The following is a 17,509-nucleotide window of genomic DNA, read 5'->3' on the forward strand; positions in this document are numbered from 1 at the left end:
GTGAAAATGAGATTATTGCCAATAAGAAAAATATCTCGTCAGTCTAAAAGACTAGCGCTTTTTTTGACCTTTTGTGCAGGATATGTAGATGCCTATACCTTTATCGTGCGAGGGAATACCCTAGTAGCAGGTCAAACTGGGAATGTGGTTTTTCTATCAGTTGAATTAATCCAAGATAATGTTTCAGATGTTAGGGACAAGGTTCTGACTTTACTAGCTTTCATGATGGGGGTCTTTTTACTAACAGTTTATAAGGAAAAATTGAGAATTGTGAAAAAGCCAATTTTGTCCCTGATACCACTTGCAGTCCTGTCCCTAATTATTGGCTTTGTACCGCAAACAGTTGATAATATCTATCTAGTTCCACCTTTAGCCTTTTGTATGGGCTTGGTGACAACAGCCTTTGGAGAAGTGTCGGGTATCGCCTATAATAATGCCTTTATGACTGGGAATATTAAACGAACCATGTTGGCTTTTGGGGATTATTTCCGAACCAAGCATACGCCCTTCCTGCGAGAAGCCTTGATTTTCGTTAGCCTACTTACCAGCTTTGTTCTTGGGGTTGTCTTTTCAGCTTACTTGACGATTTTCTATCATGAAAAGACGATTCTAGGTGTTCCAGTGATGATGAGCATCTTTTACCTTAGTATGCTTTTTGCTTCTTGGAGGAAAAAAGAGAAAGAAAAAGCTTAATTTTGATTGATTTCGCTTGTAAGAAAAAAGAAGATATGCTATACTTGAAGAGTTGACTATGCACAGTCCTGTGCAACCGCACGAACATCGTTGCTCGTCGTATACAAAATTTAAACTTTGTTATACATAGAGCTCATATACTAAGTGGTTCGTCCCACGATGCTAGGCGAGTCTTCACAAAATACGGGGAAACCCTAAAAATCATAGGAGGTGCATAATGAGCACATACGCAATTATCAAAACTGGCGGAAAACAAGTTAAAGTTGAAGTTGGTCAAGCAGTTTACGTTGAAAAATTGAACGTTGAAGCTGGTCAAGAAGTTATTTTTAACGAAGTTGTTCTTGTTGGTGGTGAAAACACTGTTGTCGGAACTCCACTTGTTGCTGGAGCTACTGTAGTTGGAACTGTTGAAAAACAAGGAAAACAAAAGAAAGTTGTTACTTACAAGTACAAACCTAAAAAAGGTAGCCACCGTAAACAAGGTCACCGTCAACCATATACAAAAGTTGTCATCAACGCAATCAACGCTTAATTTTAAGGAGAACACATGATACAGGCAGTCTTTGAGAGAGCCGAAGATGGCGAGCTGAGGAGTGCGGAAATTACTGGACACGCCGAGAGTGGCGAATACGGCTTAGATGTCGTGTGTGCATCGGTTTCTACGCTTGCCATTAACTTTATCAATTCCATTGAGAAATTTGCAGGCTATGAACCAATCCTAGAATTAAACGAAGATGAAGGTGGCTATCTGATGGTGGAAATACCAAAAGATCTTCCTTCACACCAGAGAGAAATGACGCAGTTATTCTTCGAATCATTTTTCTTGGGTATGGCAAACTTATCGGAGGACTCTTCTGAGTTCGTCCAAACCAGAGTTATCACAGAAAACTAACACGGAGGAAAACATTATGTTAAAAATGACTCTTAACAACTTGCAACTTTTCGCCCACAAAAAGGGTGGAGGTTCTACATCAAACGGACGTGATTCACAAGCGAAACGTCTTGGAGCTAAAGCAGCTGACGGACAAACTGTAACAGGTGGATCAATCCTTTACCGTCAACGTGGTACACACATCTATCCAGGTGTAAACGTTGGACGTGGTGGAGACGATACTTTGTTCGCTAAAGTTGAAGGCGTAGTACGCTTTGAACGTAAAGGTCGCGATAAAAAACAAGTTTCTGTTTACCCAATCGCAAAATAAAAAGGTCCAGTGAACCTTTTTATCCCGAGCCTTGAAATGAAAAGGCGAGGAAGCTAGAAGTAGCATTAAATAAGGCTTTCCGAGTTTTCGGAGAGCCTGTTTTTTTGTTTTGGTACCCACGCTGATACCCATATTTTTTAAGTCTTGTGTAGTTGGATTTTATCATGGATATTCTTTTTCCTTTGTGGAAAACTTCTGAATTATGGTATAATGAACAGATAGAGAAGTTGGGGGTAGAAGATGAATATTCAACAATTACGCTATGTTGTGGCTATTGCCAACAGTGGTACTTTTCGTGAAGCTGCTGAAAAGATGTATGTCAGTCAGCCGAGTCTGTCTATTTCTGTGCGCGATTTGGAAAAAGAGTTAGGCTTTAAAATTTTCCGTCGGACGAGTTCGGGAACGTTTTTGACCCGTCGTGGTATGGAATTTTATGAGAAAGCGCAAGAGTTGGTCAAAGGCTTTGATGTTTTTCAAAATCAATATGCCAATCCTGAAGAAGAAAAAGATGAATTCTCTATTGCTAGCCAGCACTATGACTTCTTGCCACCAACGATTACGGTTTTTTCAGAGCGCTATCCTGACTACAAAAATTTCCGTATTTTTGAGTCTACTACAGTTCAAATCCTTGATGAAGTAGCTCAGGGGCACAGTGAGATTGGGATTATCTACCTCAACAATCAAAATCAAAAGGGAATTATGCAACGGATTGAAAAGTTAGGTCTCGAAGTCATTGAGCTGATCCCTTTTCAAACCCACATCTATCTGCGTGAAGGGCATCCTTTAGCACAGAAAGAGGAATTGGTCATGGAGGATTTGGCTGATTTGCCAACCGTTCGCTTTACTCAGGAAAAGGACGAGTACCTATACTATTCAGAGAACTTTGTCGACACCAGCGCGAGCTCCCTAATGTTTAATGTGACGGACCGTGCTACTTTGAATGGTATTTTAGAGCGAACGGATGCATATGCGACTGGATCTGGATTTTTAGACAGTGACAGTGTTAATGGCATCACAGTCATTCGTCTCAAGGATAATCTAGATAACCGCATGGTCTATGTCAAACGGGAAGAAGTGGAGCTTAGTCAAGCTGGGACTCTTTTCGTTGAGGTTATGCAAGAATATTTTGATCAAAAGAGGAAATCATGAAAAAAAGAGGAATAGTGGCAGTCATTGTATTGCTTTTGATTGGGCTGGATCAGTTGGTCAAAAATTATGTTGTCCAACAGATACCACTGGGTGAAGTGCGCTCTTGGATACCCAGTCTCGTTAGCTTGACCTATCTGCAAAATCGTGGGGCAGCTTTTTCTATGTTGCAAGACCAGCAGTGGTTATTTGCTGTCATTACACTGGTCGTCATGGTCGGTGCCATTTGGTATTTACATAAGCACATGGAGGACTCTCTCTGGCAGGTCTTTGGACTGACTTTGATAATCGCGGGAGGTCTAGGCAACTTTATCGACAGAATGAGTCAAGGTTTTGTGGTGGATATGTTTCACCTAGACTTTATCAACTTTGCGATTTTCAATGTGGCTGACAGCTATTTGACAGTTGGTGTCATTGTTTTATTGATTGCAATGCTTAAAGAGGAAGTAAATGGAAATAAAAATTGAAAGAGGCGGACTCCGCTTAGACAAGGCCCTGTCGGACCTGACAGAATTGTCACGCAGTCTCGCTAATGAACAAATCAAGGCTGGACAAGTTTTGGTTAATGGTCAAGTCAAGAAAGCAAAATACACTGTCCAAGAGGGGGATATCGTCACCTACCATGTGCCAGAACCAGAGGTTTTAGAGTATGTTGCCGAGGACCTTCCTCTGGAAATTATCTACCAAGATGAGGACGTCGCCGTTGTCAACAAACCACAGGGTATGGTGGTTCATCCCAGCGCCGGTCATACCAGTGGAACCTTGGTCAATGCCCTCATGTACCATATAAAAGACTTGTCAGGTATCAATGGGGTTCTCCGCCCAGGAATCGTTCACCGCATTGACAAGGACACGTCTGGTCTCCTCATGATTGCGAAAAATGATGAGGCCCACTTAGCACTTGCCCAAGAGCTAAAAGATAAGAAGTCTCTACGTAAATACTGGGCGATTGTTCACGGCAATCTGCCAAATGATCGTGGTGTGATTGAAGCGCCGATTGGTCGGAGTGAAAAAGACCGTAAGAAACAGGCAGTGACTGCTAAAGGAAAGCCGGCAGTGACGCGTTTTCAGGTCTTGGAACGCTTTGGAGATTATAGTTTGCTAGAGTTGCAACTGGAAACAGGACGTACCCACCAAATCCGTGTTCATATGGCTTATATTGGCCATCCAGTCGCTGGTGATGAGGTCTATGGTCCACGCAAAACCTTGAAAGGACATGGACAATTTCTCCATGCTAAGACTCTAGGATTTACCCATCCGAGAACAGGTGAAACCTTGGAGTTCACAGCAGATATTCCAGAAATTTTTAAAGAAACGCTGGAAAGATTGCGTAAAACTGAGAATAGATAAAAGAGTTGAGATTGCTGTCTCAACCTTTTTCATTTCAAGTCTTTTCTATTTTAAAGTATTCATGTTATAATGGATAAATATGAAGAATCGGAGTGAGAATATGAAGTACAAACGAATCGTCTTTAAGGTGGGGACTTCGTCCTTGACAAATGAAGACGGGAGTTTATCAAGAAGTAAAGTAAAGGCAATTACCCAACAATTAGCTATGTTGCATGAAGCTGGACATGAGTTGATTTTGGTGTCATCTGGGGCAGTTGCAGCTGGATTTGGAGCTTTGGGTTTTAAAAAACGTCCGACCAAGATTGCAGATAAGCAGGCTTCGGCTGCAGTAGGACAAGGATTGCTCCTAGAAGAATACACAACCAACCTCCTCATGCGCCAAATCGTCTCTGCGCAAATCTTGCTGACACAGGATGATTTTGTAGATAAACGTCGATATAAGAATGCCCATCAGGCCTTGTCTGTATTGCTTCATCGTGGTGCCATTCCTATCATCAATGAGAACGATAGTGTCGTTATTGATGAGCTCAAGGTGGGGGACAATGATACTCTGAGTGCCCAGGTAGCGGCTATGGTTCAAGCAGACCTTTTGGTTCTCTTGACAGATGTGGACGGTCTCTATACTGGAAATCCCAACTCAGATCCAAGAGCTAAGCGTTTGGAGAAAATAGAGACTATCAATCGTGAGATTATTGATATGGCTGGTGGAGCAGGTTCGTCAAATGGTACTGGGGGTATGCTGACTAAGATTAAGGCGGCTACGATTGCGACGGAGTCAGGGGTACCAGTCTATATCTGCTCGTCCCTGAAATCAGATGCCCTGATTGAGGCAGCGGACGAGACCAAGGATGGTTCTTTCTTTGTTGCGCAAGAGAAAGGCCTTCGTACCCAGAAACAATGGTTGGCTTTTTATGCTCAAAGTCAAGGAACGATTTGGGTAGATGGTGGAGCTGCAGAAGCACTTTCAAAAAATGGGAAAAGTCTCCTTTTATCGGGTGTGGTAGAGGTTGAAGGAAACTTCTCTTACCATGATATTGTCACAGTAGCAGATAAAGAAACAGGTCAATCTCTTGGAAAGGGACGTGTCCAATTTGGTGTCTCAGCCCTAGAAGATATGCTCCGTTCTCAAAAAGCTAAGGGAGTCTTGATTCACCGTGATGACTGGATTGCCATTACTCCTGAAATCCAACTACTTTTTACAGAATTTTAGAGGTAAACTATGGTAAGGATACAAGAACAATTTGAACAGGTACAGGCTGTTAAAAAGTCGATAAACATTGCCAGTGAAACAGTGAAAAACGAAGCCTTGCTAGCTATGGCTGATCACTTATTGGCAGCTACTGAGGAGATTTTAGAGGCAAATGCCCTTGATATGGCAGCAGCCAAAGGGAAGATCTCAGATGTCATGCTGGATCGTCTTTATTTGGATGCGGGACGTATAGAAGCGATGGCAAGAGGGATTCGTGAAGTGGTTGCTTTACCAGATCCTATTGGTGAGGTCCTAGAAACAAGTCAGCTTGAAAATGGCTTGGTTATTACCAAGAAACGTGTGGCCATGGGGGTTATTGGGATTATCTACGAAAGTCGTCCAAATGTGACGTCTGACGCGGCTGCCTTGGCTCTTAAGAGTGGAAATGCGGTCGTTCTTCGTAGTGGTAAAGATGCCTATCAAACTGCCCATGCTATTGTCACAGCCTTGAAGAAGGGCTTGGAGACGACTACTATTCACCCAGATGTGATTCAACTAGTAGAAGATACCAGTCGAGAAAGTAGCTATGCTATGATGAAGGCCAAGGGCTATCTAGACCTTCTCATTCCTCGAGGAGGAGCTGGTTTGATCAATGCCGTGGTTGAAAATGCTATCGTGCCTGTTATTGAGACAGGAACTGGGATTGTCCATGTCTATGTAGATAAGGATGCAGACGAAGACAAGGCTCTAGCCATCATCAACAATGCTAAAACCAGTCGTCCTTCTGTCTGCAATGCTATGGAGGTTCTGCTGGTTCATGAAGACAAGGCAGCAAGCTTCCTTCCTCGTTTGGAGCAAGTTCTGGTTACAAGTCGGAAAGAAGCTGGGCTGGAACCGATTCAATTCCGTTTGGATAGCAAAGCAAGTCACTTTCTTTCAGGTCAAGCAGCTGAGGCCCAAGACTTTGACACCGAGTTTTTGGACTATGTCCTAGCTGTTAAGGTTGTGAGCAGTTTAGAAGAAGCGGTTGCGCATATTGAAGCCCACAGCACCCATCATTCGGATGCCATTGTGACAGAAAATGCTGAAGCTGCAGCTTACTTTACAGATCAAGTGGACTCTGCCGCAGTTTATGTCAATGCCTCAACGCGTTTCACTGATGGAGGCCAGTTTGGTCTGGGATGCGAAATGGGAATTTCTACTCAGAAACTGCACGCGCGTGGTCCAATGGGCTTGAAGGAATTAACTAGCTACAAGTATGTGGTTACTGGTGACGGACAGATAAGGGAGTAAGAGATGAAGATTGGATTTATCGGCTTGGGGAATATGGGAGCTAGCTTGGCCAAGGCTGTCTGGCAGGCCAAGACGGGTGATGACCTTCTCCTTGCCAATCGTAGTCAAGCTAAGGTGGATGCTTTCATCGCCAACTTTGGCGGTCAGGCTTCCAGCAATGAAGAAATTTTTGCAGAAGCAGATGTGATCTTTCTAGGAGTTAAGCCTGCTCAGTTTTCTGAAATCCTTGCTCAATACCAGTCTATCCTTGAAAAAAGAGAGAGCCTTCTTTTGATTTCCATGGCGGCTGGATTGACCTTGGAAAAACTAGCTAGTCTTATCCCAAGTCAACATCGTATCATTCGCATCATGCCCAATACATCAGTTGCTATCGGCCAAGGAGTGATTAGTTATGCCTTGTCTCCTAATTGCAGGGCTGAGGATAGTGAGCTCTTTCGTCAGCTCTTAGCTAAGGCTGGTCTCTTGGTTGAGCTGGGAGATGGCTTAATCGATGCGGCGACAGGTCTTGCAGGTTGTGGACCAGCTTTTGTCTATCTCTTTATCGAGGCTTTGGCAGATGCGGGTGTACAGACAGGATTGCCACGAGAAACGGCTTTAAAAATGGCTGCCCAAACAGTAGTCGGTGCAGGACAAATGGTTCTCGAAAGCCAACAACATCCTGGAGTTTTGAAAGACAAAGTTTGTAGCCCAGGAGGTTCGACTATCGCTGGTGTAGCAAGCCTGGAAGAACATGCCTTTAGAGGCACTGTCATGGATGCAGTTCATCAAGCCTATAAACGAACACAAGAACTAGGTAAATAAGAGGTTGGATGACTTCCAGCCTCTTTTATGGTCGATTGAATAGAGAAGGCGTAAAAAGATTGTCACAAAAACCTATTTTTTTGATAGAATAGAAGGTAGAAAAAAAGAAATGAGTTAGACATGTCAAAAGGATTTTTAGTCTCTCTTGAGGGACCAGAGGGAGCAGGAAAGACCAGTGTTTTAGAGGCTCTACTCCCCATTTTAGAGGAAAAAGGAGTAGAGGTACTGACGACCCGTGAGCCAGGTGGAGTCTTGATTGGGGAGAAGATTCGTCAAGTGATTTTGGACCCCAGCCATACTCAGATGGATCCTAAAACAGAGCTTCTTCTCTATATCGCCAGTCGCAGACAGCACTTGGTGGAAAAAGTTCTGCCTGCTCTTGAAGCTGATAAGTTGGTCATTATGGACCGCTTCATCGATAGTTCCGTTGCTTATCAGGGATTTGGCCGTGGCTTGGATATTGATGCCATTGATTGGCTCAATCACTTTGCGACAGATGGCCTCAAACCCGACTTGACACTTTATTTTGACATCGAAGTGGAAGAAGGGCTGGCTCGTATTGCTGCCAATAGTGATCGCGAGGTCAATCGTTTGGACTTGGAAGGCTTGGACTTGCACAAAAAAGTTCGTCAAGGTTACCTTTCTCTTCTGGACAAAGAAGGAAATCGCATTGTCAAGATTGATGCGAGTCTTCCTTTGGAGCAAGTTGTGGAAACGACCAAGGCTGTCTTATTTGACAGAATGGGCTTGACTAAATGAAACAAGAACAACTAAAGGATTGGCAACCAGAGCAGTTTGACCGCTTTGTCCGTATTCTAGAACAAGACCAGCTCAATCACGCCTATCTTTTTTCAGGTTTCTTTGGAAGCTTGGAAATGGCACAATTTTTGGCTAAGAGCCTCTTTTGTAGGGATAAGGTAGGCATTTTACCATGTGAGAATTGCCGAAACTGCAAGCTAATTGAACAGGAAGAATTTCCTGATGTCACCTTGATTAAACCGGTCAATCAGATCATCAAGACAGAACGGATTCGAGAATTGGTGGCTCAGTTTTCCCAAGCAGGGATAGAAAGCCAGCAACAGGTCTTTATTATCGAGCAGGCGGAAAAAATGCATCCTAACGCAGCTAATTCTCTGCTCAAGGTTATCGAAGAACCCCAGAGTGAAGTTTACATTTTCTTCTTAACTAGCGATGAGGAAAAAATTTTGCCGACAATCCGTAGTCGAACCCAGATTTTCAACTTTAAAAAGCAAGAAGAAAAGCTCATCCATCAATTAGAACAAACAGGTCTGGTCAAGAAAAAAGCGACTCTCTTAGCCCTGTTTAGTCAATCGCGTGCTGAAGCAGAAAAACTGGCAAACCAGGCAAGTTTTTGGACCTTGGTAGATGAGAGTGAACGCCTGCTGACCTGGTTATTAGCTAAGAAAAAAGAAAGTTATCTCCAAGTTGCTAAATTAGCTAGCTTGGCAGATGACAAGGAGAAACAAGATCAGGTCTTGCGAATCCTCGAAGTGCTCTGTGGTCAGGATCTCATGCAAGCAAGGATACGACAGATTTTACAAGATTTGCTAGGAGCTAGAAAAATGTGGCAGGCTAATGTTAGCTTTCAAAATGCCATGGAATATCTGGTTTTGAAAGAAATATAAACTCAATGAAGGATAAAGAAAGGAAAGGGCTGGTTTATGGATAAGAAAGAATTATTTGATGCGCTGGACGATTTTTCCCAACAGTTACTAGTGACTTTGGCCGATGTGGAAGCCATTAAGAAAAATCTCAAGAGCTTGGTAGAGGAAAATACAGCTCTTCGTTTGGAAAATAGTAAGTTGCGCGAACGCTTAGGCGAGGTGGAAGCAGATGCTCCCGTCAAGGCCAAGCATGTTCGTGAAAGCGTCCGTCGAATCTATAAGGACGGGTTTCACGTTTGTAATGATTTTTATGGACAACGCCGAGAACAGGACGAGGAATGTATGTTCTGTGACGAGTTGTTGTACAGGGAGTAGGCATGCAGATTCAAAAAAGTTTTAAGGGGCAATCTCCCTATGGCAAGCTTTACCTAGTGGCAACGCCGATTGGCAATCTAGATGATATGACCTTTCGTGCCATCCAGACCTTGAAAGAGGTGGACTGGATTGCTGCTGAGGACACGCGCAATACGGGTCTTTTGCTCAAGCATTTTGACATTCCGACCAAGCAGATCAGTTTTCACGAGCACAATGCCAAGGAAAAGATTCCTGATTTGATTGGTTTCCTGAAAGCAGGACAGAGTATTGCTCAGGTTTCTGATGCGGGTTTACCTAGCATCTCGGACCCTGGTCATGATTTGGTCAAGGCAGCCATCGAAGAAGAGATTGCTGTTGTCACAGTTCCAGGTGCCTCTGCAGGGATTTCTGCCTTGATTGCTAGCGGATTGGCGCCACAGCCACATATCTTTTACGGTTTCTTACCGAGAAAATCAGGCCAGCAAAAGCAATTTTTCGACTTGAAAAAAGATTATCCAGAAACTCAGATTTTCTATGAATCGCCCCACCGTGTGGCAGATACATTGGAAAATATGCTAGAAGTCTACGGCAATCGCTCGGTAGTCTTGGTTAGAGAATTAACCAAAATCTATGAAGAATACCAACGAGGAAAAATCTCTGAATTGCTAGAAAGCATGGCTGAAACGCCACTCAAGGGCGAATGCCTTCTCATCGTTGAAGGTGCCAGACAGGATGTGGAGGAGAAGGACGAGGAAGACCTGTTCTTAGAAATCAAAGCCCGTATCCAGCAAGGCATGAAGAAAAATCAAGCCATTAAGGAAGTTGCAAAACTCTACCAGTGGAATAAAAGCCAGCTCTACGCTGCCTACCACGATTGGGAAGAAAATCAAGAAAATGACTAAACAGGGAAGTTTGCCTTCTTCCCTTTTTTTGTTATACTAGTAAAAGAAAAATTAGAAAGATTTGTGGGTGTCAAACAATCCAGGGGCTTGTTTGGATATGGACTGATGTTCCACCCAAAGAGGTATTAGTGTCGTGTCTCAATCTTATATCAATGTTATTGGAGCAGGTTTGGCAGGGTCTGAAGCAGCTTACCAAATCGCAGAACGTGGTATTCCAGTTAAACTCTATGAAATGCGTGGTGTCAAATCAACTCCTCAGCACAAAACAGACAATTTTGCTGAGTTAGTTTGTTCCAATTCTCTTCGTGGGGATGCTTTGACAAATGCCGTTGGGCTTCTCAAGGAAGAAATGCGTCGCTTGGGTTCTGTTATCTTGGAATCAGCAGAAGCTACACGTGTTCCTGCAGGCGGAGCCCTTGCGGTGGACCGTGATGGTTTCTCTCAAATGGTGACTGAAAAAGTGGCCAATCACCCCTTGATTGAAGTGGTTCGTGATGAAATTACAGAATTGCCAACTGACGTTATTACGGTTGTCGCTACTGGTCCTTTGACCAGCGATGCCCTAGCTGAGAAGATTCATGCCCTTAATGATGGGGATGGATTCTATTTCTATGACGCGGCGGCGCCGATTATCGATGTCAATACCATCGATATGAGCAAGGTCTATCTCAAGTCTCGTTATGACAAGGGAGAGGCGGCCTACCTCAATGCTCCAATGACCAAGCAAGAGTTTATGGATTTCCATGAAGCCTTGGTCAATGCGGAAGAAGCACCGCTGAATTCGTTTGAAAAAGAAAAGTACTTTGAAGGTTGTATGCCGATCGAAGTCATGGCTAAGCGTGGCATTAAAACCATGCTTTATGGTCCGATGAAGCCAGTCGGTCTGGAGTATCCAGACGATTACACAGGACCTCGTGATGGAGAATTTAAAACTCCTTATGCAGTTGTCCAACTTCGTCAGGACAATGCAGCTGGTAGCCTCTACAATATCGTTGGTTTCCAGACCCACCTCAAATGGGGAGAACAAAAACGTGTCTTCCAAATGATTCCAGGTCTTGAAAATGCGGAGTTTGTTCGTTATGGGGTCATGCATCGCAATTCTTATATGGATTCACCAAATCTTCTTGAACAGACTTACCGTTCTAAGAAACAACCAAACCTTTTCTTTGCTGGTCAAATGACGGGTGTGGAAGGCTATGTTGAGTCAGCAGCATCAGGCTTGGTTGCAGGTATTAACGCTGCTCGTCTCTTCAAGGGAGAAAGCGAGGCTATTTTCCCAGAGACAACAGCGATTGGCAGTCTGGCTCATTACATCACCCATGCGGACAGCAAACACTTCCAGCCCATGAATGTCAACTTCGGTATTATCAAGGAGTTGGAAGGCGAGCGTATCCGTGATAAGAAGGCTCGTTATGAAAAAATTGCAGAGCGTGCTCTTGCTGACTTAGAGGAATTTTTAACTGTCTAATTTTTTTCAAAGAATTGCTCATGATACTATAAAAATCTTAGAAATTATGATAAAATAGGTAGGATGAAAAAAGGAGAGTAAAAATGGCGAACCCCAAGTATAAACGTATTTTAATCAAGTTATCAGGTGAAGCCCTTGCTGGTGAACGTGGCGTAGGGATTGATATCCAAACAGTTCAAAAAATTGCAAAAGAGATTCAAGAAGTTCATAGTCTAGGGATCGAAATTGCCCTTGTTATTGGTGGAGGAAATCTCTGGCGTGGAGAACCTGCTGCAGAAGCAGGAATGGACCGTGTTCAGGCAGATTACACTGGAATGCTTGGGACTGTTATGAATGCTCTTGTAATGGCAGATTCATTGCAACAAGTTGGCGTAGACACGCGTGTGCAAACAGCCATTGCTATGCAACAAGTTGCAGAACCTTATGTACGTGGACGTGCACTTCGTCATCTTGAAAAAGGCCGTATCGTTATCTTTGGTGCCGGAATTGGTTCACCTTACTTCTCAACAGATACAACGGCGGCTCTTCGTGCAGCTGAAATCGAAGCAGATGCCATTCTTATGGCTAAAAACGGTGTCGATGGTGTTTACAATGCCGATCCTAAGAAAGACAAGACAGCCGTTAAGTTTGAAGAATTGACCCACCGTGATGTTATCAACAAAGGTCTTCGTATCATGGACTCAACAGCTTCAACCCTCTCAATGGATAACGACATTGACTTGGTTGTCTTCAATATGAACCAACCAGGTAATATCAAACGTGTCGTATTTGGTGAAAATATCGGAACAACAGTTTCAAACAATATCGAAGAAAAGGAATAGGAAAGATTATGGCTAACGCAATTGTAGAAAAAGCTAAAGAGAGAATGACCCAGTCTCACCAATCACTTGCTCGTGAATTTGGTGGTATCCGTGCAGGACGTGCCAACGCAAGCTTGCTGGACCGTGTCTATGTAGAATACTATGGGGTAGAAACTCCTCTTAATCAAATCGCTTCTATCACTATTCCAGAAGCGCGTGTTTTGTTGGTAACGCCATTTGACAAGTCTTCATTGAAAGACATCGAACGTGCCTTGAACGCTTCTGATCTTGGTATTACACCAGCTAATGACGGCTCTGTGATCCGCTTGGTTATTCCAGCTCTTACAGAAGAAACTCGTCGTGACCTTGCTAAAGAAGTGAAGAAGGTCGGTGAAAATGCTAAAGTGGCTATTCGTAACATCCGTCGTGATGCTATGGACGAAGCTAAGAAACAAGAAAAAGCAAAAGAAATCACTGAAGACGAATTGAAAACTCTTGAAAAAGATATTCAAAAAGTAACAGACGATGCTGTTAAACACATCGACGACATGACTGCCAATAAAGAAAAGGAACTTTTGGAAGTCTAAAAATAAACAGAAAAACTCAGTTGGCATTGCTGGCTGAGTTTTATTCGAAAGAAGGAACTATGAATACAAATCTTGCAAGTTTTATCGTTGGACTTATCATCGATGAAAATGACCGTTTTTACTTTGTGCAAAAGGATGGTCAAACCTATGCACTTGCCAAGGAAGAAGGTCAACATACAGTAGGGGATACGGTCAAAGGTTTTGCCTACACGGATATGAAGCAAAAACTCCGCCTGACAACCATAGAAGTGACTGCAACTCAGGACCAATTTGGTTGGGGAACCGTAACGGAAGTTCGTAAGGACTTGGGTGTTTTTGTTGATACCGGTCTACCTGATAAAGAAATCGTTGTGTCACTCGATATCCTCCCTGAGCTCAAGGAACTCTGGCCTAAGAAAGGTGATAAACTTTACATCCGTCTTGAGGTGGACAAGAAAGATCGAATCTGGGGACTCTTGGCTTATCAGGAAGACTTCCAACGTCTGGCTCGTCCTGCCTACAACAACATGCAGAACCAAAACTGGCCAGCCATTGTTTACCGCCTCAAGCTGTCAGGGACCTTTGTCTATCTGCCAGAGAATAACATGCTTGGTTTTATCCATCCCAGCGAGCGCTACGCAGAGCCACGTTTAGGACAAGTGTTAGATGCGCGTGTTATCGGTTTCCGTGAAGTGGATCGTACCTTGAACCTATCCCTCAAACCACGTTCCTTTGAAATGTTGGAAAATGATGCTCAGATGATTTTGACCTACTTGGAAAGCAATGGCGGATTTATGACCTTGAATGATAAGTCATCCCCTGAGGACATCAAAGCAACCTTTGGTATTTCTAAAGGTCAATTTAAAAAAGCGCTCGGTGGTTTGATGAAGGCTGGTAAAATTAAACAAGACCAGTTTGGTACAGAGTTGATTTAGGTCTTATAGACATGATAAAGAAACTTGAAGAAATGAGTTTAGAGGAACTCTGGCAACTTTTTCCTATTTTTCTAGTAGAGCACAAGTCAGAGTGGAAAGACTGGTATGAATTAGAAAAAGCAAATCTAATAAAAATATTGGGTGCAAATGTTATTAAAAGAATAGAACATATCGGTAGCACTGCTATCCCTAATATTTGGGCCAAAAATATCGTTGATATTCTGTTAGAAGTAGGTAGAAAAGAGGATTTAGCAAGAGTTAGGGATTTATTGGTGAAGAATAGTTGGCTAGTGATGTCAGAGAGTCATAACAGGATTTCGCTAAATAAAGGCTATACAGAGCAGGGATTTGCTGAGAAAGTTTTTCATTTACATTTGCGAATGACGGGAGATCATGACGAGATTTATTTTAGAGATTATCTCTGCCAGCATCCAGATATTGCCCAAGCGTATCAGGAATTAAAACTAAGTTTATGGAAAAAATTTGAACACAATCGAGACGCCTATACTGATGCGAAAACGGATTTTATAAACCACTACGTTTCAGAGGCTAAGTCCAGTAATTTTCAAGAATCAGAAAAGTTTTATCAAAAAAGTCTTGATAGGAGAAAGAATTGAGAAAATCATTTTACACTTGGCTCATGACCGAGCGCAATCCGAAAAGTAATAGTCCAAAAGCCATTTTGGCAGACCTCGCTTTTGAGGAGTCAGCCTTCCCAAAACACACGGATGATTTTGATGAGGTGAGTCGCTTTTTGGAGGAATATGCTAGTTTCTCTTTTAACTTAGGAGACTTTGACGCCATCTGGCAAGAATACTTAGAACACTAGAGACAATGAGATGAGGCTAGTATTTTATTGTTCTCTTTGCTATAATAAAAAGAAATAAACGGATTAGAGAGGTTCTTTATTTGAAGGAACATTCAATAGACATTCAACTGAGTCATCCAGATGACCTGTTTCATCTTTTTGGATCCAACGAGCGCCATCTTCGTTTGATGGAAGAAGAGCTCGATGTAGTGATTCATGCTCGTACGGAGATTGTCCAGGTTTTGGGAGAAGAGACTGCCTGTGAGGAAGCCCGTCAGGTTATCCAAGCCTTGATGGTTTTGGTAAATCGAGGAATGACCGTTGGCACACCAGATGTGGTGACTGCGATTAGCATGGTCAAAAACGATGAGATCGACAAGTTTGTCGCCCTTTACGAAGAAGAAATCATCAAGGATAATACTGGGAAGCCTATCCGTGTCAAAACACTGGGTCAAAAACTTTATGTGGACAGTGTTAAACAGCATGATGTGACCTTTGGAATCGGACCTGCAGGGACAGGGAAGACCTTTCTTGCAGTGACCTTGGCGGTGACGGCCCTTAAACGTGGGCAGGTTAAGCGAATTATCCTAACTCGTCCAGCAGTGGAAGCTGGTGAGAGTCTAGGTTTTCTTCCGGGTGATCTCAAGGAAAAGGTGGATCCTTACCTTCGACCAGTTTATGATGCCTTGTATCAGATTTTAGGAAAAGACCAGACCACCCGTCTCATGGAGCGTGAAATCATAGAAATCGCGCCCCTTGCCTATATGCGTGGACGAACCTTGGATGATGCTTTTGTCATTCTCGATGAGGCGCAAAATACAACCATCATGCAGATGAAGATGTTCTTGACGCGTTTAGGTTTTAATTCTAAGATGATTGTCAATGGAGATATCAGCCAGATTGACCTACCACGGAACGTCAAGTCAGGTTTGATTGATGCCCAAGAAAAGCTCAAGAACATTCACCAAATTGACTTTGTTCATTTTTCAGCCAAGGATGTGGTTCGCCATCCAGTTGTCGCTCAGATTATACGAGCTTATGAACCAGCTCCAGTTAAGGTTGAAGAAAAGAAGGAAGAGACAGAATAACAAAAGAAGAGCAGTTCCATTTGTACTGCTCTTTTTCTTTTTAATGAGTGTCTAGCTTTAAACAAGTTCGTCGATAGACGTGTGAGCTTTATCGAGTCCTTGGGCAACTGGGAGGCTGGTCAAGTAACCTTGATAAGTGGTCACACCTTGACGTAAGCCTTCGTCTTCAGAGATTGCTTGTGCGAATCCTTTGCCAGCCAATGCTTCGATATAAGGAAGAGTGACATTGGTTAGGGCGATGGTTGAAGTGCGAGCAACCGCACCAGGGATATTGGCAACGGCATAGTGGAGAACACCGTGTTTTTCATAAATAGGCTCATCGTGCGTTGTCACACGGTCAGCTGTCTCGATAACGCCACCTTGGTCAACAGCTACGTCAACGATGACAGAGCCTGGACGCATTTGTTTGACCATCTCATCTGTCACCAATTTCGGAGCTTTGGCACCAGGGATGAGAACCGCTCCAATCACCACATCAGCATCTCTCACACTTGCTTCAATGTTGAATGAATTGGACATAAGAGTTTGGATTTGGTTCCCAAAGACTTCCTCTAGCACTGAGAGTCGTTTGGCACTGATATCTAAAATAGTCACTTGAGCACCGAGTCCAAGGGCGATGCGGGCAGCATGTGTCCCGACGACACCACCACCGATGATGGTTACTTTTCCTTTTGGAACACCTGGTACACCACCTAGTAGGACACCAGAACCACCAGCTTGTTTGGTAAGGAAGTGAGCTCCGATTTGAACAGCCATACGACCTGCAACCTCACTCATAGGAACGAGGAGTGGTAGTTGTCCTTGATTATCACGAACAGTTTCATAGGCAATTCCTGTTGTTTTTGCTGCTAACATAGCATCTGCTAATTCTGGAGCAGCGGCCATGTGCAAGTAAGTGAAGAGGAGAAGATCGTCGCGCAAGTATCCGTATTCAGAAGCTAGTGGTTCTTTTACTTTAACGACTAACTCTGCTGCCCAGGTTTCACTAGCAGTAGCGACAATCTCAGCTCCTTGCTTTTGATAGTCAGCATCAGTAAATCCTGAACCAAGGCCAGCATTTTTTTCGATGAGGACACGATGTCCACGAGAAACTAAGCTATGGACACCAGCAGGTGTGAGAGCGACACGGTTTTCGTTATTTTTAATTTCTTTTGGAATTCCGATTAACATAAAGGTTGTCTCCTTATTCTATATCTGGATTCTAATCATAACAATCACAGAGAGAACCAGATCATTTATTGTGATGTACTAATTTTATATAAAAGATGGATAAAAATCAAGAAAAACCG

General features: G+C 43.2%; 22 protein-coding genes and 1 other annotated feature. Of the genes, 21 read left to right on the top strand and 1 reads right to left on the bottom strand.

The genetic code is table 11. The features are described from left to right. Window positions 1-6: 6 nt before the first annotated feature. The 21 genes from ACUW6H_RS01065 to ACUW6H_RS01165 all read left to right on the top strand — a co-directional run bounded on the left by ACUW6H_RS01065 (window position 7) and on the right by ACUW6H_RS01165 (window position 16,220). Window positions 7-693 carry a YoaK family protein gene (locus ACUW6H_RS01065; protein WP_454359630.1) on the top strand — a complete coding sequence of 229 codons (687 nt, stop codon included), beginning with the start codon at window positions 7-9 and terminating at the stop codon, window positions 691-693. A 64-nt stretch (window positions 694-757) separates the two neighbouring features. Further along, window positions 758-877, top strand: a sequence feature (ribosomal protein L21 leader region). Between the two features lie 33 nt (window positions 878-910). Further along, on the top strand, window positions 911-1,225 hold the full coding sequence (gene rplU / locus ACUW6H_RS01070; RefSeq protein ID WP_138704378.1) for a 50S ribosomal protein L21: 315 nt from the start codon (window positions 911-913) through the stop codon (window positions 1,223-1,225). Window positions 1,226-1,240: 15 nt separating this feature from the next. Next, window positions 1,241-1,585 (top strand): ribosomal-processing cysteine protease Prp, encoded by a 345-nt coding sequence (locus ACUW6H_RS01075; protein ID WP_000613698.1) that lies wholly within the window; start codon window positions 1,241-1,243, stop codon window positions 1,583-1,585. A gap of 16 nt (window positions 1,586-1,601) precedes the next feature. Then, window positions 1,602-1,895: a 50S ribosomal protein L27 gene (gene rpmA / locus ACUW6H_RS01080; RefSeq protein WP_000916509.1), complete on the top strand. Its 294-nt coding sequence runs from the start codon at window positions 1,602-1,604 to the stop codon at window positions 1,893-1,895. A gap of 240 nt (window positions 1,896-2,135) precedes the next feature. Then, window positions 2,136-3,044 (top strand): LysR family transcriptional regulator, encoded by a 909-nt coding sequence (locus ACUW6H_RS01085; RefSeq protein WP_454359918.1) that lies wholly within the window; start codon window positions 2,136-2,138, stop codon window positions 3,042-3,044. Beyond that, window positions 3,041-3,508 (top strand): signal peptidase II, encoded by a 468-nt coding sequence (lspA, locus tag ACUW6H_RS01090; protein ID WP_454359920.1) that lies wholly within the window; start codon window positions 3,041-3,043, stop codon window positions 3,506-3,508. The genes ACUW6H_RS01085 and lspA overlap by 4 nt, the downstream gene beginning before the upstream one ends. Beyond that, entirely contained in the window at window positions 3,492-4,391 is a 900-nt protein-coding gene (locus ACUW6H_RS01095; RefSeq protein WP_454359922.1) for an RluA family pseudouridine synthase, read from the top strand. Before lspA ends, ACUW6H_RS01095 begins: the two co-directional genes overlap by 17 nt. Window positions 4,392-4,491: 100 nt before the next feature. After that, window positions 4,492-5,601: a glutamate 5-kinase gene (gene proB, locus ACUW6H_RS01100; RefSeq protein WP_454361263.1), complete on the top strand. Its 1,110-nt coding sequence runs from the start codon at window positions 4,492-4,494 to the stop codon at window positions 5,599-5,601. Window positions 5,602-5,610: 9 nt separating this feature from the next. Beyond that, window positions 5,611-6,873: a glutamate-5-semialdehyde dehydrogenase gene (locus ACUW6H_RS01105; protein WP_454359924.1), complete on the top strand. Its 1,263-nt coding sequence runs from the start codon at window positions 5,611-5,613 to the stop codon at window positions 6,871-6,873. Between the two features lie 3 nt (window positions 6,874-6,876). Continuing rightward, on the top strand, window positions 6,877-7,674 hold the full coding sequence (gene proC / locus ACUW6H_RS01110; protein WP_454359926.1) for a pyrroline-5-carboxylate reductase: 798 nt from the start codon (window positions 6,877-6,879) through the stop codon (window positions 7,672-7,674). 120 nt (window positions 7,675-7,794) lie between these two features. After that, the gene (gene tmk, locus ACUW6H_RS01115; protein WP_454359928.1) at window positions 7,795-8,433 is read left to right on the top strand and encodes a dTMP kinase; all 639 of its coding nucleotides are present in this window, start codon (window positions 7,795-7,797) and stop codon (window positions 8,431-8,433) included. Beyond that, a complete protein-coding gene (locus tag ACUW6H_RS01120) occupies window positions 8,430-9,320 on the top strand; it encodes a DNA polymerase III subunit delta' (protein ID WP_454359930.1) in 891 nt (296 codons plus the stop codon). The genes tmk and ACUW6H_RS01120 overlap by 4 nt, the downstream gene beginning before the upstream one ends. Window positions 9,321-9,356: 36 nt before the next feature. Beyond that, a complete protein-coding gene (yabA, locus tag ACUW6H_RS01125; RefSeq protein WP_000358227.1) occupies window positions 9,357-9,674 on the top strand; it encodes a DNA replication initiation control protein YabA in 318 nt (105 codons plus the stop codon). Window positions 9,675-9,676: 2 nt separating this feature from the next. After that, window positions 9,677-10,555: a 16S rRNA (cytidine(1402)-2'-O)-methyltransferase gene (gene rsmI, locus ACUW6H_RS01130; protein ID WP_454359932.1), complete on the top strand. Its 879-nt coding sequence runs from the start codon at window positions 9,677-9,679 to the stop codon at window positions 10,553-10,555. 133 nt (window positions 10,556-10,688) lie between these two features. Further along, complete coding sequence (gene trmFO, locus ACUW6H_RS01135; protein ID WP_042902397.1) at window positions 10,689-12,023, top strand: methylenetetrahydrofolate--tRNA-(uracil(54)-C(5))-methyltransferase (FADH(2)-oxidizing) TrmFO; 1,335 nt, start codon at window positions 10,689-10,691, stop codon at window positions 12,021-12,023. A gap of 83 nt (window positions 12,024-12,106) precedes the next feature. Beyond that, entirely contained in the window at window positions 12,107-12,844 is a 738-nt protein-coding gene (gene pyrH / locus ACUW6H_RS01140; RefSeq protein ID WP_000002989.1) for a UMP kinase, read from the top strand. 8 nt (window positions 12,845-12,852) lie between these two features. Continuing rightward, entirely contained in the window at window positions 12,853-13,410 is a 558-nt protein-coding gene (frr, locus tag ACUW6H_RS01145) for a ribosome recycling factor (protein WP_268702476.1), read from the top strand. Between the two features lie 59 nt (window positions 13,411-13,469). Then, window positions 13,470-14,324, top strand: coding sequence for an RNA-binding virulence regulatory protein CvfB (gene cvfB / locus ACUW6H_RS01150; protein ID WP_125414489.1), 855 nt, complete (start codon window positions 13,470-13,472; stop codon window positions 14,322-14,324). Between the two features lie 11 nt (window positions 14,325-14,335). Continuing rightward, a complete protein-coding gene (locus ACUW6H_RS01155) occupies window positions 14,336-14,941 on the top strand; it encodes a GrpB family protein (RefSeq protein ID WP_454359935.1) in 606 nt (201 codons plus the stop codon). Then, entirely contained in the window at window positions 14,938-15,153 is a 216-nt protein-coding gene (locus ACUW6H_RS01160; RefSeq protein WP_004249158.1) for a YozE family protein, read from the top strand. Before ACUW6H_RS01155 ends, ACUW6H_RS01160 begins: the two co-directional genes overlap by 4 nt. An 80-nt stretch (window positions 15,154-15,233) precedes the next feature. Continuing rightward, the gene (locus tag ACUW6H_RS01165) at window positions 15,234-16,220 is read left to right on the top strand and encodes a PhoH family protein (protein WP_084854010.1); all 987 of its coding nucleotides are present in this window, start codon (window positions 15,234-15,236) and stop codon (window positions 16,218-16,220) included. 57 nt (window positions 16,221-16,277) lie between these two features. Here ACUW6H_RS01165 and ald read toward each other — a convergent pair whose 3' ends face one another. Then, a complete protein-coding gene (gene ald, locus ACUW6H_RS01170; RefSeq protein ID WP_454359938.1) occupies window positions 16,278-17,390 on the bottom strand; it encodes an alanine dehydrogenase in 1,113 nt (370 codons plus the stop codon). Window positions 17,391-17,509 lie beyond the last annotated feature (119 nt).

The sequence above is a fragment of the Streptococcus sp. 151470009-6 genome (genome assembly GCF_053628175.1).

Bases quoted from the DNA above. Each gene is read 5' to 3' on its own strand.
- ACUW6H_RS01085 (WP_454359918.1), top strand. From the start codon at position 2,136: ATGAATATTCAACAATTACGCTATGTTGTGGCTATTGCCAACAGTGGT.
- proC (WP_454359926.1), top strand. From the start codon at position 6,877: ATGAAGATTGGATTTATCGGCTTGGGGAATATGGGAGCTAGCTTGGCC.
- ald (WP_454359938.1), bottom strand. From the start codon at position 17,390: ATGTTAATCGGAATTCCAAAAGAAATTAAAAATAACGAAAACCGTGTC.
- ACUW6H_RS01155 (WP_454359935.1), top strand. From the start codon at position 14,336: ATGATAAAGAAACTTGAAGAAATGAGTTTAGAGGAACTCTGGCAACTT.
- ACUW6H_RS01075 (WP_000613698.1), top strand. From the start codon at position 1,241: ATGATACAGGCAGTCTTTGAGAGAGCCGAAGATGGCGAGCTGAGGAGT.
- rpmA (WP_000916509.1), top strand. From the start codon at position 1,602: ATGTTAAAAATGACTCTTAACAACTTGCAACTTTTCGCCCACAAAAAG.
- pyrH (WP_000002989.1), top strand. From the start codon at position 12,107: ATGGCGAACCCCAAGTATAAACGTATTTTAATCAAGTTATCAGGTGAA.
- cvfB (WP_125414489.1), top strand. From the start codon at position 13,470: ATGAATACAAATCTTGCAAGTTTTATCGTTGGACTTATCATCGATGAA.
- lspA (WP_454359920.1), top strand. From the start codon at position 3,041: ATGAAAAAAAGAGGAATAGTGGCAGTCATTGTATTGCTTTTGATTGGG.
- rplU (WP_138704378.1), top strand. From the start codon at position 911: ATGAGCACATACGCAATTATCAAAACTGGCGGAAAACAAGTTAAAGTT.
- proB (WP_454361263.1), top strand. From the start codon at position 4,492: ATGAAGTACAAACGAATCGTCTTTAAGGTGGGGACTTCGTCCTTGACA.
- yabA (WP_000358227.1), top strand. From the start codon at position 9,357: ATGGATAAGAAAGAATTATTTGATGCGCTGGACGATTTTTCCCAACAG.
- tmk (WP_454359928.1), top strand. From the start codon at position 7,795: ATGTCAAAAGGATTTTTAGTCTCTCTTGAGGGACCAGAGGGAGCAGGA.
- ACUW6H_RS01105 (WP_454359924.1), top strand. From the start codon at position 5,611: ATGGTAAGGATACAAGAACAATTTGAACAGGTACAGGCTGTTAAAAAG.
- ACUW6H_RS01120 (WP_454359930.1), top strand. From the start codon at position 8,430: ATGAAACAAGAACAACTAAAGGATTGGCAACCAGAGCAGTTTGACCGC.
- rsmI (WP_454359932.1), top strand. From the start codon at position 9,677: ATGCAGATTCAAAAAAGTTTTAAGGGGCAATCTCCCTATGGCAAGCTT.
- ACUW6H_RS01095 (WP_454359922.1), top strand. From the start codon at position 3,492: ATGGAAATAAAAATTGAAAGAGGCGGACTCCGCTTAGACAAGGCCCTG.
- ACUW6H_RS01065 (WP_454359630.1), top strand. From the start codon at position 7: ATGAGATTATTGCCAATAAGAAAAATATCTCGTCAGTCTAAAAGACTA.
- frr (WP_268702476.1), top strand. From the start codon at position 12,853: ATGGCTAACGCAATTGTAGAAAAAGCTAAAGAGAGAATGACCCAGTCT.